Genomic DNA, 14,936 nt, shown 5'->3' with positions numbered 1-14,936 from the left:
AAAGTCAGAAATCAACATTCATCGCCGAATGTTCATTTCTAAGTTCTGAGCAGTGCTGCGAAACCTGAAAGAGTGGTGGAGCCAAGCGGGATCGAACCGCTGACCTCCTGCGTGCAAGGCAGGCGCTCTCCCAGCTGAGCTATGGCCCCGTATTCTAGGCCGCACCAAGTAATTGGTAGGTCTGGGCAGATTTGAACTGCCGACCTCACCCTTATCAGGGGTGCGCTCTAACCAACTGAGCTACAGACCTATAACAGGGTCGCGTTACAGCATCGTCTTTACACAATGAATCAAGCAATTCGTGTGGGAGCTCATCAGCAGGCTGATGTCTTCGATTAAGGAGGTGATCCAGCCGCAGGTTCCCCTACGGCTACCTTGTTACGACTTCACCCCAGTCATGAATCACACCGTGGTAACCGTCCTCCCGAAGGTTAGACTAGCTACTTCTGGTGCAACCCACTCCCATGGTGTGACGGGCGGTGTGTACAAGGCCCGGGAACGTATTCACCGCAACATTCTGATTTGCGATTACTAGCGATTCCGACTTCACGCAGTCGAGTTGCAGACTGCGATCCGGACTACGATCGGTTTTGTGAGATTAGCTCCACCTCGCGGCTTGGCAACCCTCTGTACCGACCATTGTAGCACGTGTGTAGCCCAGGCCGTAAGGGCCATGATGACTTGACGTCATCCCCACCTTCCTCCGGTTTGTCACCGGCAGTCTCCTTAGAGTGCCCACCATAACGTGCTGGTAACTAAGGACAAGGGTTGCGCTCGTTACGGGACTTAACCCAACATCTCACGACACGAGCTGACGACAGCCATGCAGCACCTGTGTCAGAGTTCCCGAAGGCACCAATCCATCTCTGGAAAGTTCTCTGCATGTCAAGGCCTGGTAAGGTTCTTCGCGTTGCTTCGAATTAAACCACATGCTCCACCGCTTGTGCGGGCCCCCGTCAATTCATTTGAGTTTTAACCTTGCGGCCGTACTCCCCAGGCGGTCAACTTAATGCGTTAGCTGCGCCACTAAAATCTCAAGGATTCCAACGGCTAGTTGACATCGTTTACGGCGTGGACTACCAGGGTATCTAATCCTGTTTGCTCCCCACGCTTTCGCACCTCAGTGTCAGTATCAGTCCAGGTGGTCGCCTTCGCCACTGGTGTTCCTTCCTATATCTACGCATTTCACCGCTACACAGGAAATTCCACCACCCTCTACCATACTCTAGCTCGCCAGTTTTGGATGCAGTTCCCAGGTTGAGCCCGGGGCTTTCACATCCAACTTAACGAACCACCTACGCGCGCTTTACGCCCAGTAATTCCGATTAACGCTTGCACCCTCTGTATTACCGCGGCTGCTGGCACAGAGTTAGCCGGTGCTTATTCTGTCGGTAACGTCAAAACAGCAAGATATTAACTTACTGCCCTTCCTCCCAACTTAAAGTGCTTTACAATCCGAAGACCTTCTTCACACACGCGGCATGGCTGGATCAGGCTTTCGCCCATTGTCCAATATTCCCCACTGCTGCCTCCCGTAGGAGTCTGGACCGTGTCTCAGTTCCAGTGTGACTGATCATCCTCTCAGACCAGTTACGGATCGTCGCCTAGGTGAGCCATTACCTCACCTACTAGCTAATCCGACCTAGGCTCATCTGATAGCGCAAGGCCCGAAGGTCCCCTGCTTTCTCCCGTAGGACGTATGCGGTATTAGCGTTCCTTTCGAAACGTTGTCCCCCACTACCAGGCAGATTCCTAGGCATTACTCACCCGTCCGCCGCTGAATCAAGGAGCAAGCTCCCGTCATCCGCTCGACTTGCATGTGTTAGGCCTGCCGCCAGCGTTCAATCTGAGCCATGATCAAACTCTTCAGTTCAATACTGCTTGGGTTTTTAAGAAACCCTAAACTTGGCTCAGCAATCTCAAATGACTATGTGATTTCTCGCATGGCCACTTGTGATGCTGATAATCTTGGCGACTATCAGTCCGTACTCACAAGCACCCACACGAATTGCTTGATTCAATTTGTTAAAGAGCGTTTGGCCAAGAGCTTTTCATCTCAACCGAGGCGCGCATTCTACGCTTTCCTCATTTGCTGTCAAGCGTTTATTTTGAAGTATTTTGCGAGAAACCCGTTCAACTTCAAACACTTGACTCGCTGCGATCTCTCGTAGCGGGAGGCGAATCATACAGCGTTACAACCTGCTGTCAACTGCCTTTTTCACCGCTGCCGACCAGATGACCGAAGCACTTCCGACACTACCTGAAACACTCAACTTATTGATTAAAAAGAGGTTTTGCGTTTCGACTACGTCGGAAGTGGGGCGCACGCATTATAAGGGGTTCTGAGAGGGCGTCAACCTTTTATTAAAGAAAGATTTCAGGCCGCCCTCCCCCGCCCCACCAGCCGTGGAACACGCCGCCACACCGGGGGTATACGCAGCACCAAGAGAAAGACCCCGATAGCGGCGTACACCGCCCACTCCTTCAGGTCCGAGCGTACTATCCACAGGAAGTGCAGCAGCCCAAGCCCGAGAATCACATAGACCAGCCGGTGCAGCTTCTTCCACCGCGCCCCAAGGCGCCGCTGGCTATACCGGTTGGACGTGACCGCCAGCGCCAGCAAGCCAAGAAAACCCAATGCACCGACAATGATGTAAGGCCGCTTGCGCAGCTCGACGCCAAACTGCCCCCAGTCCAGCCCCAGGATGAACACCAGGTACGCCGTCAGGTGCAGCACTATATAAGCAAAGCACCACAGCCCCAGTTGCCGCCGTACCACGATCCACCCCGACCACCCCGTCAACCGCTGCAGCGGTGTCATGCTCAGGGTGATCAACAGGAAGACCAGCGCCCCCAGGCCAAGGCGATCGACCATGATCTTTCCCGGATCCGGGCCGAGCAACCCCATGGCTGCCTCATACAACCACCACACGGGAAACAGGCACCCGATCACGAAGATCGCCAGGCGCAGCCACGGATAGCGCATCAATAGTTCTTCCGCAGGTCGAGGCCGGTATACAGCGACGCCACTTCATCGGCATAGCCGTTGAACATCAGCGTATCGCGCACATTGGGGCTGAACAGCCCGCTGGGCAGGCGCCGCTCGCGGGCCTGGGTCCAGCGCGGGTGGTCGACCGTCGGGTTGACGTTGGCATAGAAGCCGTACTCGTCCGGCGCCAAACCCTGCCAGGTAGTCGCAGGCTGCTCGGCCACCAGGCTGATGCGCACGATCGACTTGATGCTCTTGAAGCCGTACTTCCATGGCACCACCAGGCGCAGCGGCGCGCCGTTCTGGTTGGGCAGCTCACGGCCATACATGCCAACCGCCAGAATCGCCAGCGGGTTCATCGCCTCGTCCAGTCGCAAGCCCTCCACATACGGCCAGTCGATCAGGGCGAAGCCGGAGCGCTGCCCTGGCATGCTCTTGGAGTCTTCCAGGGTTTCGAAACGGATATAGCGCGCCTTGGAGGTTGGCTCGACCTGCTTGAGCACCTCGGCCAACGGGAAGCCCAGCCAGGGAATCACCATCGACCAGGCCTCCACGCAGCGCAGGCGATAGATCCGCTCCTCAAGCTGGTAAGGCTTGACGAAATCCTCCAGCGCATAACGCCCGGGCTTGGCCACTTCGCCATCGACCACCAGGCTCCACGGCTCGGTCTTCAGGCTGCCGGCATTGGCCGCCGGGTCGCCCTTGTCGGGCCCGAACTCATAGAAGTTGTTGTAGTGGGTCGCGTCCTTGAACGGCGTGATCGCCTCGCCGCTGACGGTGACCGCCTGCCAGCGCGTGGCGCCGAGCTTGTCGGTGAACCAGCCTGGCGCGCTGCCCGCCTCGACATCGGCATAGCGGGAAACCTCCGCCGTGGCGCCCAATCGGGGCAAGGCGCCCAGGGCTGCACCTGCAAGGCTGGCGCCCAGCAGCTTGCGACGGGAGAGGTAGAAACCTTCGGGGGTGATCTCGGACGACTTGCAGTCGCTGGATCGGGGAAGCTTGATGAGCATGGCGGCTCCACAGTACGGGTCACTGATGTACACGTAAGACTATGGAGCCGGCAGGTTATTCCGCGATTAAATCCTTGTCAGGATTTGCGACGGCGCGCCCGCAACAGAAACTGGATCGGCCCCGATGCAGCATAGGCGAGGAAGATCAGCAGCAGGATGCGCGGCGGATCGCTGAACACCACGGCGAACACCAGCACCACGGCGAGGATCGCGACAAAGGGCACGCGGCCCTTGAGGTCGAGCTCCTTGAAGCTGTTGTACTTGATGTTGCTGACCATCAGCATGCCGGCGGCAGCCACCAGCAAAGCCACCAGGAACGACAGCTTGGAACCCTGGATGCCGTAGTCGCTGAACGCCCAGACGGTACCGGCCACCACGCCGGCCGCCGCCGGGCTGGCCAGGCCGATGAAGTAGCGCTTGTCGGCGGTGCCGACCTGGGTGTTGAAGCGCGCCAGGCGCAGGGCCGCGCCGGCCACATAGATAAAGGCGACCATCCAGCCGACCTTGCCCATGTCGCCCAGGGCCCAGCCGAACGCCAGCAGCGCCGGGGCCACGCCGAAGGCGACCATGTCCGACAGCGAGTCGTACTCGGCACCGAAGGCGCTTTGCGTATTGGTCATGCGCGCCACGCGGCCGTCGAGGCCGTCGAGGACCATGGCGACGAAAATGGCGATGGCGGCGAAGGCGAAGTACTTGCTCGCCTCGCGTGGATCACCCGCGCTCAGGGCGCTCTGCGCGCTCATCGAGCTGATGATGGAATAGAAGCCGGCGAACAGGTTCGCGGTGGTGAACAGGTTGGGCAGCAGATAGATACCGCGGTGACGCACCTTGCGCCCTTCGGCGTCGTGGCCTTCTTCAACGTGCTCATCGACAGGTAGCAGGCTTTCGGCGTCGGAGGGCTTGTTCGGCTCTTCGGGACGTTCGCTCATGAAAAGTACCTTGCAACAGGGTGGAATATGTTCGACATGGGCTCTGCAAAACGGTTCTGACAGCGAGCCACTGGTCGCTTTATACCAGAAGCTGACCGCGCAAACGAAAAAACGCGGCCGAAGCCGCGTTTTTCATTATCGACGCAAGACTCAGTTCTTGGTCTTGTCGACGATCTTGTTGGCCGAGATCCACGGCATCATCGAACGCAGTTGCTCGCCGATGATCTCGATGCCGTGAGCGGCGTTGTTGCGACGCTTGGCGGTCATCGAAGGATAGTTGGTGGCGCCTTCGCTGATGAACATCTTCGCGTACTCGCCGTCCTGGATGCGCTTCAGAGCGTTGCGCATGGCCTTGCGGGATTCTTCGTTGATGACTTCAGGGCCGGTGACGTACTCACCGTACTCGGCGTTGTTGGAGATCGAGTAGTTCATGTTGGCGATACCGCCTTCGTACATGAGGTCAACGATCAGCTTCAGCTCGTGCAGGCACTCGAAGTAGGCCATTTCCGGGGCGTAGCCCGCTTCGACCAGGGTTTCGAAACCGGCCTTGACCAGCTCGACGGTACCGCCGCAGAGAACGGCCTGCTCACCGAACAGGTCGGTTTCGGTCTCGTCCTTGAAGGTGGTTTCGATGATGCCGGTACGGCCACCGCCAACGCCAGCGGCGTAGGACAGGGCGACGTTCTTGGCGTTGCCCGAGGCGTCCTGGTAGATGGCGATCAGGTCAGGGATGCCGCCACCTTTGACGAACTCGGAGCGCACGGTGTGGCCCGGGGCCTTCGGCGCGATCATGATCACGTCGAGGTCGGCACGCGGAACGACCTGGTTGTAGTGGATCGAGAAACCGTGGGAGAAGGCCAGGGTGGCGCCTTTCTTGATGTTCGGCTCGATCTCGTTCTTGTACAGCTGGCCCTGGAATTCGTCCGGGGTCAGGATCATGACCAGGTCGGCGGCAGCGACGGCGGTGGCCACGTCGGCTACTTTCAGGCCGTGGGCTTCTGCCTTGGCAACGGTGGCCGAGCCTTTACGCAGACCGACGGTAACGTCCACACCGGAGTCCTTCAGGTTGCACGCCTGGGCGTGACCTTGGGAGCCGTAGCCGATGATGGCGACTTTCTTGCCCTGGATGATGGAGAGGTCGCAGTCTTTGTCGTAGAAAACTTTCATGAAAATACCCCTGGTTATATCTCGGCCCCTGTGGAGCCATCGCTATTTTTGAAGTTAGATGCTGAGCACTTTGTCGCCACGGGCAATGCCGGTGACGCCACTGCGCACGGTTTCGAGAATCGATGCGGTGCCGATGGCCTGGATGAAGCTGTCCAGTTTGTCGCTGGTGCCGCTCAGTTGCACGGTGTACACGCTGGCGGTCACGTCGACGATCTGGCCACGGAAGATATCCGTGGTGCGCTTGATCTCGGCGCGCTGGGCACCGGTGGCCTTGACCTTGACCAGCATCAGTTCGCGCTCGATGTGGGCGCTTTCCGACAGGTCGACAAGCTTGACCACTTCGACCAGCTTGTTGAGGTTCTTGGTGATCTGTTCGATCACTTCGTCATGGCCAACGGTGGTCAGCGTCAGACGCGACAGGGTCGGGTCTTCGGTCGGCGCCACGGTCAGGCTTTCAATGTTGTAGTTGCGCTGGGAGAACAGGCCGACCACGCGAGACAAGGCACCGGGTTCGTTTTCCAGCAGCAGGGAGATGATGTGCCGCATGTCAGGTACGCTCCGTCTTGCTCAGCCACATGTCACGCATCGAGCCGTCCTTGATCTGCATCGGATAGACGTGCTCGGTCCGGTCGACCGCGATGTCGATGAACACCAGGCGGTCCTTCATCGCGAAAGCCTCTTCCAGTTTCGGCTTGAGGTCTTTCAGGCTGGTGATGCGAATGCCCACATGGCCATAGGCCTCGGCCAGCTTGACGAAGTCCGGCAGCGACTCGACATAGGAGTGCGAGTGGCGACCGTTGTAGGACATGTCCTGCCATTGGCGAACCATGCCCAGCACACCGTTGTTCAGGTTGACGATCTTCACCGGCAGGCCGTACTGCATGCAGGTGGACAGCTCCTGGATGTTCATCTGGATGCTGCCTTCACCGGTGACGCAGGCCACGTCCTGGTCGGGGAAGTTGAGCTTGATGCCCATGGCCGCCGGGAAACCGAAGCCCATGGTGCCCAGGCCACCGGAGTTGATCCAGCGGTTGGGTTTGTTGAAGCGGTAGTACTGCGCCGCGAACATCTGGTGCTGGCCCACGTCGGAGGTGACGAAGGCATCGCCCTTGGTCACTTCGCACAGGGTCTCGATGACCTGTTGCGGCTTGATGATGTTGCCGTCGCCCTTGTCGTAGGGGAACAGCTCACCGTCGCCACGCCATTCGTCGATCTGCTTCCACCAGGCATCGAGCGCCGCCTTGTCGGGCTGCTCGCCGATTTCCTTGAGGATGCCGAGCATTTCGCTCAATACGCTCTCGACCGGACCGACGATCGGTACGTCGGCCTTGATCATTTTCGAGATCGACGCAGGGTCGATGTCGATGTGGATGATCTTGGCATTCGGGCAGAACTTGGCCGGGCCGTTGACCACCCGGTCGTCGAAACGCACACCGACAGCGAAGATCACGTCGGCGTTGTGCATGGCCAGGTTGGCGGTGTAGCTGCCGTGCATGCCGAGCATGCCGAGGAACTGGCGGTCGGTGCCCGGGTAGCCACCAAGGCCCATGAGGGTGTTGGTGACCGGCAGGTTCAACGACTTGGCGATTTCGGTCAGGGCTTCGGAGCCACCGCCGAGAATGACGCCGCCGCCGGAGTAGACCACTGGGCGCTTGGCCGCGAGGAGCATTTCGGCTGCCTTGCGGATCTGCCCGGAGTGGCCGCGCAGGGCCGGGCTATAGGAACGCAGCTTGACCTTTTTCGGGTAGATGTACTCGAACTTCTCGGCCGGGTTGGTCATATCTTTTGGAATGTCGACCACGACCGGACCGGGACGGCCGGACTGCGCCAGATAGAAGGCTTTTTTCAGGACTTCGGGGATTTCCGAGGCGTGCTTGACCATGAAGCTGTGCTTCACGATCGGCCGGGAGATACCGATCATGTCGGTTTCCTGGAACGCATCGGTGCCGACCATGGTGCTGGGCACCTGGCCAGACAGGATGACCATCGGGATGGAATCCATGTAGGCGGTGGCAATGCCGGTGATGGCATTGGTCGCGCCTGGGCCGGAAGTCACCAGTACCACACCGGCCTTGCCGGTGGCACGGGCGTAACCGTCCGCCATATGGGTGGCGGCCTGCTCGTGACGAACCAGGATGTGCTGGACTTCCGGTTCCTTGAACAAGGCATCGTAAACATGAAGGAGAGCACCGCCAGGGTACCCGTAGATGTGCTTAACGCCTTCGTCGCGCAAAAAGCGGACGACCATTTCAGCGCCGGATAAGAGCTCCACGTTGTTCACCTCTAAAACGCCAGAATACCGCCCTCACTGAGCGGGTCTTATTAGGTTTACTGCCAAGCAGAGCATGAGCGAACGTCAGCACTGACTGAGCAAGTATTGGGAATACCCTGGTGTGTTGCGGGCCTTCCCACCCAGCGCGAGGTAACGCGTTGCGGGGTGTTACAAGTCGGCGCGGGTGTGCGCCTCATGATCTGCTTAGCGGGTCTGCTTCTGGCAGTCCCTCTACAGCGGAATCTGGATTCTTGTGATTCGGCGCTCACAAGTCAAGAGAAATTATTGCCAATTTTTCATCAAGATGAATTCTCACCACCACTAATGGCGCGAGCAGCAGCAGGAAAAATAAGATTTCCATAAAAAAGGGCCACAATCTGCGGCCCTTGAAGGAAAAACGGTAGAAATCAGGCGGAAGGCGCGATCAATTGGTCGAAAGTTGCGAGCAAACGCCGTAGCTCGCGGCTTTGTTCCGGACGGTCGACGAACACCGTCTCGGCCATCACCAGGATGCCCGAGGCGTTGGGCAACGGGTGCCCGTGCTCGAGGATCAGCTTCATGCGCGGCAGGAATATCCACTGCAGCCACTGTTCGAAGGCCATGCGGTCCACCGCGAACGGTTCCACGCTGGCCAACGCCTCGGCACTGGGGGTGGCGTCGCTCCACCAGCCCTGGACCTTGAGCTCCTGCTCGATCAACAGCAGTTGGTCGGCAATATCGAGAATGCGCTGCTCCATCACAGGTTGACCCGCGCCTTCTGCCGCGCCAGGGCGGCACCTGCGCTGTCACCCTGTTTTTCACGGGCCTGGGCGATGGTGCTCCACAGCTGGGCCTGCAGGTCTGGGCGACCGTTGGCGTAGGTCAGGGCACGGCGCGCCAGTTGCTCGGACTGCGCGGCATCGCCCTGGGACAGACGCACCTGGGCCAGGCGGAACAACACCTGCGGCTCACGCGGGGCAATGCGCTGGGCACGCTCCAGGCTCGACGCGGCGCCGTTGAAGTCGCCGCTGCCCTGCTGCTGCTGGGCAGTGGTGAGCAAGGCCAGCACCGGGCCGTCGAGCTGCTCGTCGGCCGACAAGCCACCACTGGACGCGTTGCCACGCGGAATACCGGTCGGGGCGCTGGTCACCGGCGCCGGGTTGCTCATCGAGGCGATGTCGAACGGTTCGTCGGCAATCGGGTTGGGGTTGGTCGTGATCGGCCCACTGCTGACCGGGCCCGGGGTGATCGGACCGGTGCTGATCGGTGCGGGGCCCGTGCCTGCCGGGAACGACTGGATCGGCGCGCCGCCTGTCCCTTGCGGGATCATCACGGTGACGCCGGAGTCTTCCGGCAATGACTGGGCCTGGCTGCTGCCGCCGCTGGTCGGATAAGCCGACGTGCGGTTGGCCGAGACGCGCTCGCTGTTGGAGACCCGGGTGCTCGAATCGACCACCGGAATATTGCCACGCGGGACGCTGGTACAGCCGTGCAGAACGGTCACTGCCGCCACGGCAGGAATCCACCACTTGTTCACTTCACACCCTCTTCAGAAGCTCGCGCTCAATTCATCCAGCCCTTGACCCAGTCCATCACCTCTTCGGCCGGGTTCTGCTCGCCGCCACAGGCGGCGCCTGCGGGCGGTTCACTGCCACGAATATACGGCATCTGCACCGCTCCCGGACAGCTGCCGTCGGAACCCTGGCCGCTGTAAGGGTCGATCCAGGCCTGCACCACGTTGTCCGGCTGCGGCATGTCCAGCGGCAGCGGGTCGGCCTTCTTCATGAAGCTGGTCCACACCTGCAGCGCGCCGGTGGCTCCGGTGAACGGCGTCTTGCCGTTGTCGTCGCGGCCCAGCCAGACCACCGCCAGCAGGTCCTGGCTGAAGCCGGAGAACCAGCTGTCGCGCGAGTCGTTGCTGGTGCCGGTCTTGCCGGCCAGGGTCAGCGAACTCGGCAGCACGCTGTATACCGAGCGCCCGGTACCTTCGCGCATCACCCGCTGCATGGCGTTCTGCACCAGGTAGATCGAGCCTGGGTCGAAGGTCTGCTGGATCTGGAACGGGTAGCGCTTGAGCGGCTCGCCTTCGGCGGTGAGCACGCTGCGGATACCGCGCATCGGCGTGTTGAAGCCGCCGTTGGCGATGGTCTGGTACATGGTCGCAACCTGCATCGGCGACATGCCGCCGGCGCCCAGCAGCATCGACGGGAACGCCGGCCAATCGACCTGCACGCCCAGCCGACCGATGGTCTTGATCACGTTGGGCACGCCCACTTCAAGGCCCAGCTTGGCGGTGGACAGGTTGTAGGAGTTGGCCAGGCCCTGGTACAGGTAGATGGTGCCATGGGGGCGGCGGTCGTAGTTCTGCGGCCGCCATACCTGGCCATCGGCGCCCTTGACCGAGAACGGCTCGTCCTGCACCCAGCTGGTGAGGGTGAACTTGCTCGGTTGCTCCAGCGCGGTCAGGTAGACCGCCGGCTTGACCAGCGAACCGATCGGCCGCACCGCGTCGATGGCACGGTTGAAACCGGCGAAGCCCGACTGGCGGCTGCCGATAAGCGCCTGCACCTCACCGGTTTCCGGGTTGGTGACGACCATCGCCGACTCGACTTCGTCGGCGCCCTTGCGCCCGGCCAGGCGTTTGAAGGTCTCGCTCATGGCGGTTTCGGCCTTCATCTGCAGGATCGGATCGAAACTGGTGAAAATGCGCAGGCCTTCTTCGGTAAGGTCTTCGTCGCGGTAGTCCTGGCGCAGCTGACGCTTGACCAGGTCGAGGAAGGCCGGGAACGAACTGTCGGCCAGGCTGCCACGCTTGGTCACGCCCAGGGGCATCTTCTTCGCCGCGTCGACCACGTCCTGAGTGGCCACGCCTTGCTCGGCGAGCAGGTCGAGCACCAGGTTGCGCCGTTGCAGGGCGCGCTCGGGGTGGCGGCGTGGGTTGTAGTAGGACGGGCCCTTGACCATGCCCACCAGCAGGGCGATCTGGTGCAGCTTGAGCTCCTGCAGCGGCTGGCTGAAGAAGAACTGGCTGGCCAGACCGAAGCCGTGCACGGCGCGCTGGCCGTCCTGTCCGATGAACACTTCGTTCAGGTAGGCCTCGAGGATCTCGTGCTTGTCATAGTGCACTTCCAGGAGCAGCGACATCATCGCTTCGGTCAGCTTGCGACTGAGACTGCGCTCGTTGGTGAGGAAGAAGTTTTTCACCAACTGCTGGGTCAGGGTACTGCCGCCCTGGCGCATGGCGCCGGACGAGGTGTTCACCCAGACGGCCCGGGCGATGGACTTGGGCGACACGCCGAAGTGGCTGTAGAAGTCGCGGTCCTCGGTGGCGATCAGGGTTTCCACCAGATACGGCGGCACCTGATCGATCTTGATCAGGATGCGGTCTTCGAGGTTCTTCGGGTAGATGCCGCCGATCATCAGCGGCTCAAGGCGCACCACGTCGAGCTTGCCGCCGTTGGCACCACTGAGGCCCGCGACATAATCGCCGGAGAAGCGCACGCGCACGAACTGCGCCGGCTCCATGCCCTCGTAGAACTGGAAGCCACGGGTATTGAGGTCGACGGTATTGCCGTTGACCGACGCCGCCCCCGGGCCGTTGGCCGCGCTTTCCCGACGGTAGCCGAGGGCATCGAGCTCGGTGAGGAAGTCGTTGCGGCTCAGCTTCTGGCCGACGAACAGCTCCAGCGGCCGGGCATACACCTTGGCCGGGATGGTCCAGCGCTTGCCGGAGAACTTCTCCTGGACAGTGGCGTCGAGGTAGACCGCGAAGCCGGCGATCAGTACCAGGCCGACCAGGCTGAGCTTGAGCGCCCAGCCCAGCCAGGCACGGGCACGGCCGGTCGGGCGTTTTTTAGGAGTGCGGGAATTTCGGGTACGAGTCATGGCGGCGGATTATACGCACTTTGGAAAAGGGAGGCAGACGCCCCTCGGCGGTTTGCAGGGACGGCACCATTGACCATAATGTTCGATTCGAATTCCCTGACCCCTGAAGGATGATCCGTGAGCCAAGCCCTGATCAGCGCGCTACAGAACCCCGCCCTCTATCCGCACCCTGTCGCGGGCTTCGAGCTCATCGAGACGCATATCTCCTGGGTCCTGCTTACCGGCGAGTTTGCCTACAAGATCAAGAAACCGATGAACTTCGGCTTCCTCGACTTCACCGGCCTCGACCAGCGCGGGCATTTTTGTAACGAAGAGCTGCGCCTGAACCAGCGCCTGACCGAAGGTCTGTACCTGGAAGTGCTGCCGATCACCGGTAGCGTCGAAGCGCCGCAGATCGACGGCGAAGGCCCGGCGATCGAATACGCGCTGAAGATGCGCCAGTTCCCCCAAGGCCAGATGCTCAGCACCCTGCAGGCCAACGGCGAGCTGAACGCCGGCCATATCGACCAGATGGCCCGGCAGATCGCCGAGTTCCACCTGCAGGCGCCCAAGGTGCCGGTCGAACACCCCCTGGGCACCCCGGACGCGGTGATGGCACCGGTGGAGCAGAACTTCGAACAGATCCGCCCGTTCCTCAGCGACAAGGCCGACCTGCAGCAACTGGACGCACTGCAAGCCTGGGCCCAGGACAGCTTCAAGCGCCTGCACGGCCTGCTCGAAGCGCGCAAGGCCAATGGCTTCATCCGCGAATGCCACGGTGACATCCACCTGGGCAACGCCACCCTGATCGACGGCCAGGTGGTGATCTTCGACTGCATCGAGTTCAACGAGCCCTTCCGCCTGACCGACGTCTACGCCGACGTCGGCTTCCTGGCCATGGACCTCGAGGACCGCGGCCTGAAGTGCCTGTCGCGGCGCTTCATCAGCCAGTACCTGGAGCTGACCGGCGACTACCAGGGCCTGGAGCTGCTGAACTTCTACAAGGCCTACCGTGCCCTGGTGCGGGCCAAGGTCGCGCTGTTCAGCATGCCGGCCGAAGCCGATGGCGTGCAGCGCGCCACCACCCTGCGCACCTACCGCAACTATGCCAACCTGGCAGAGAGCTACAGCGCCATCCCTTCGCGCCTGCTGGCCATCACCCAGGGCGTCTCGGCGGTGGGCAAGAGCCACGTGGCGATGCGCCTGGTCGAGGCGCTCGGCGCAGTGCGCGTGCGCTCGGACGTCGAGCGCAAGCGCCTGTTCGGCAAGCAATCGGCGGCCGATGCCGGTCATCTGGAGGCCGGCATCTACGACAAGCAGGCCAGCGTTGCCACCTACCAGCGCCTGCACGAGCTGGCAGAGATCATCCTGCACGCCGGGTTCCCGGTGGTACTCGACGCCACCTACCTCAAGCATGAGCAGCGCAAGGCAGCGGCCGAGGTCGCCAGTGAGACCGGCGTGCCATTCCTGATCCTCGACTGCCAAGCCCCGGACGCGGTGATCGCCAGCTGGCTGGCGCAACGCCAGGCCGAGGCCGTCGACCCGTCGGACGCCACCCTGGAGGTGGTCAAGGCGCAACAGGCCAGCCGCGATCCGCTGGATGCCGAGGAACTGGCGCAAAGCACCCGCGTCGACACCCAGGACGCCAACAACATGAACAAGGTGATCGAGCAGATTCGCCAACGCCTGCCCGGCCTCTGACCCGCCAGGCGTGAAGCAGTCGACAGTTCACGCCTGAAGTCCGGCGCCCCTCCAGTGATGGCATTAAAATATCATCACACCCCACGGAGGAGGCGCCGCCATGAATCAACCCCGTCAGCTGGACAACGTACTGTTTGCGATGATCCGCGACGAGAAGATCGCGGCGTTCAACCGCGAGAAGCCCACCGACTCGCTCATCGACTTTCGCGGCGGTGATTTCCGTGGCCTGGACCTGCGCGACCTGGATGTGCGTGGCATCGACTTCACCGATGCCTACTTCCGCGCCGCCGACCTGCGTGGGCTGGACCTGCGGGAAAATGGCCTGGAAGGGGCGAGCCTGGCGCATGCGCAAATCTCCGGGACGTATTTCCCGGCCGAGCTGAGTGCCGACGAGATCCTGATGTCGGTGAAGTTCGGGACGCGGATGCGCTATCGCAGCCCACGCCACGGGTAAGCGCCTGGCCTGCACAAGGCTGTGGCCACGAGCCTTGCGGAACGGATACACGTGGGAGCGGGCTTGCCCCGCGATAGCATCAGCCCCTGCGATCGCCGTCGCGGGGCCAGCCCGCTCCCACGTTTGCCCGCTCCCGCTCAGCCAGAACGCTACATCCCGTCGGCCCCGATGGCAAAAGGCCGCGTAATCCACAACCCCCGCTACACTCCTCATTGACCTGCTCGCGATTTATCCCCACGACCCGTTCAGCCATCGCCAGGAGGCTCGATGAACGATGAATTGCAGCATCTGAAAAACCTTGGCAAGACCTCCGCGCAATGGCTGCATGCTGTCGGCATCCACAGTGCATCGGACCTGCGCCGGCTTGGCGCGGTGGGTGCCTATCAGGCCGTGAGAACGCGAGGGTTCCGGGCTTCGAAGGTGTTGTTGTATGCCATCGAGGGCGCCCTGCTGGACATGCACTGGAATGACCTGCCGGTCGAACGCAAGCAAGCGCTGAACCAGCAGCTCGATGCCAAATGCCCAGCCCAATCACAGAAGAACGAAAAATAATTCTGCAAAAGCATTGACT

Annotated in this window: 12 protein-coding genes, 2 tRNA genes and 1 rRNA gene; 3 read left to right on the top strand and 12 right to left on the bottom strand. The window is 61.2% G+C overall.

Features of this window, described 5'->3' with window-relative positions:
• Positions 1–73 precede the first annotated feature (73 nt).
• The 12 genes from LOY42_RS03600 to mrcB all read right to left on the bottom strand — a co-directional run bounded on the left by LOY42_RS03600 (position 74) and on the right by mrcB (position 12,231).
• Positions 74–149, bottom strand: a tRNA-Ala gene (locus tag LOY42_RS03600).
• A gap of 24 nt (positions 150–173) precedes the next feature.
• Positions 174–250, bottom strand: a tRNA-Ile gene (locus LOY42_RS03595).
• Positions 251–336: 86 nt separating this feature from the next.
• Positions 337–1,873: ribosomal RNA gene (locus LOY42_RS03590) — 16S ribosomal RNA — on the bottom strand.
• A 504-nt stretch (positions 1,874–2,377) separates the two neighbouring features.
• Complete coding sequence (gene msrQ / locus LOY42_RS03585; protein WP_139673655.1) at positions 2,378–2,986, bottom strand: protein-methionine-sulfoxide reductase heme-binding subunit MsrQ; 609 nt, start codon at positions 2,984–2,986, stop codon at positions 2,378–2,380.
• Positions 2,986–3,999 carry a protein-methionine-sulfoxide reductase catalytic subunit MsrP gene (msrP, locus tag LOY42_RS03580; RefSeq protein WP_258599798.1) on the bottom strand — a complete coding sequence of 338 codons (1,014 nt, stop codon included), beginning with the start codon at positions 3,997–3,999 and terminating at the stop codon, positions 2,986–2,988. The genes msrQ and msrP overlap by 1 nt, the downstream gene beginning before the upstream one ends.
• Before the next feature lie 77 nt (positions 4,000–4,076).
• Positions 4,077–4,928, bottom strand: coding sequence for a CDP-diacylglycerol--serine O-phosphatidyltransferase (pssA, locus tag LOY42_RS03575; protein WP_028691215.1), 852 nt, complete (start codon positions 4,926–4,928; stop codon positions 4,077–4,079).
• 150 nt (positions 4,929–5,078) lie between these two features.
• A complete protein-coding gene (gene ilvC, locus LOY42_RS03570; RefSeq protein WP_027917653.1) occupies positions 5,079–6,095 on the bottom strand; it encodes a ketol-acid reductoisomerase in 1,017 nt (338 codons plus the stop codon).
• A 54-nt stretch (positions 6,096–6,149) separates the two neighbouring features.
• On the bottom strand, positions 6,150–6,641 hold the full coding sequence (ilvN, locus tag LOY42_RS03565; protein ID WP_003250040.1) for an acetolactate synthase small subunit: 492 nt from the start codon (positions 6,639–6,641) through the stop codon (positions 6,150–6,152).
• 1 nt (position 6,642) lies between these two features.
• Positions 6,643–8,367, bottom strand: a complete 1,725-nt coding sequence (locus LOY42_RS03560; RefSeq protein ID WP_102683220.1) for an acetolactate synthase 3 large subunit — start codon at positions 8,365–8,367, stop codon at positions 6,643–6,645.
• Positions 8,368–8,774: 407 nt separating this feature from the next.
• Positions 8,775–9,107, bottom strand: a complete 333-nt coding sequence (locus LOY42_RS03555; protein ID WP_102683217.1) for a YqcC family protein — start codon at positions 9,105–9,107, stop codon at positions 8,775–8,777.
• Positions 9,104–9,883 (bottom strand): tetratricopeptide repeat protein, encoded by a 780-nt coding sequence (locus LOY42_RS03550; protein ID WP_110701708.1) that lies wholly within the window; start codon positions 9,881–9,883, stop codon positions 9,104–9,106. The genes LOY42_RS03555 and LOY42_RS03550 overlap by 4 nt, the downstream gene beginning before the upstream one ends.
• A gap of 26 nt (positions 9,884–9,909) precedes the next feature.
• Positions 9,910–12,231, bottom strand: a complete 2,322-nt coding sequence (gene mrcB, locus LOY42_RS03545; protein WP_102683215.1) for a penicillin-binding protein 1B — start codon at positions 12,229–12,231, stop codon at positions 9,910–9,912.
• A gap of 117 nt (positions 12,232–12,348) precedes the next feature.
• Between mrcB and LOY42_RS03540 the strand changes: the two genes are divergently transcribed.
• From LOY42_RS03540 to LOY42_RS03530, 3 genes are all read left to right on the top strand, one after another.
• Positions 12,349–13,911, top strand: a complete 1,563-nt coding sequence (locus tag LOY42_RS03540; protein ID WP_139673664.1) for a bifunctional aminoglycoside phosphotransferase/ATP-binding protein — start codon at positions 12,349–12,351, stop codon at positions 13,909–13,911.
• 100 nt (positions 13,912–14,011) lie between these two features.
• The gene (locus LOY42_RS03535; RefSeq protein ID WP_102683213.1) at positions 14,012–14,365 is read left to right on the top strand and encodes a pentapeptide repeat-containing protein; all 354 of its coding nucleotides are present in this window, start codon (positions 14,012–14,014) and stop codon (positions 14,363–14,365) included.
• A gap of 267 nt (positions 14,366–14,632) precedes the next feature.
• Positions 14,633–14,917 carry a TfoX/Sxy family protein gene (locus LOY42_RS03530; protein ID WP_046854091.1) on the top strand — a complete coding sequence of 95 codons (285 nt, stop codon included), beginning with the start codon at positions 14,633–14,635 and terminating at the stop codon, positions 14,915–14,917.
• Positions 14,918–14,936: the final 19 nt, after the last annotated feature.

It is taken from the genome of Pseudomonas sp. B21-023 (assembly GCF_024749165.1).
Lineage (GTDB): Bacteria > Pseudomonadota > Gammaproteobacteria > Pseudomonadales > Pseudomonadaceae > Aquipseudomonas.
This window is presented reverse-complemented; position numbering and strand designations above follow the sequence as displayed.

Excerpts from the sequence above, each read along its gene's own strand:
- mrcB (WP_102683215.1), bottom strand. The coding sequence starts at position 12,231 with ATGACTCGTACCCGAAATTCCCGCACTCCTAAAAAACGCCCGACCGGC.
- msrQ (WP_139673655.1), bottom strand. The coding sequence starts at position 2,986 with ATGCGCTATCCGTGGCTGCGCCTGGCGATCTTCGTGATCGGGTGCCTG.
- LOY42_RS03530 (WP_046854091.1), top strand. The coding sequence starts at position 14,633 with ATGAACGATGAATTGCAGCATCTGAAAAACCTTGGCAAGACCTCCGCG.
- msrP (WP_258599798.1), bottom strand. The coding sequence starts at position 3,999 with ATGCTCATCAAGCTTCCCCGATCCAGCGACTGCAAGTCGTCCGAGATC.
- LOY42_RS03535 (WP_102683213.1), top strand. The coding sequence starts at position 14,012 with ATGAATCAACCCCGTCAGCTGGACAACGTACTGTTTGCGATGATCCGC.
- pssA (WP_028691215.1), bottom strand. The coding sequence starts at position 4,928 with ATGAGCGAACGTCCCGAAGAGCCGAACAAGCCCTCCGACGCCGAAAGC.
- ilvN (WP_003250040.1), bottom strand. The coding sequence starts at position 6,641 with ATGCGGCACATCATCTCCCTGCTGCTGGAAAACGAACCCGGTGCCTTG.
- ilvC (WP_027917653.1), bottom strand. The coding sequence starts at position 6,095 with ATGAAAGTTTTCTACGACAAAGACTGCGACCTCTCCATCATCCAGGGC.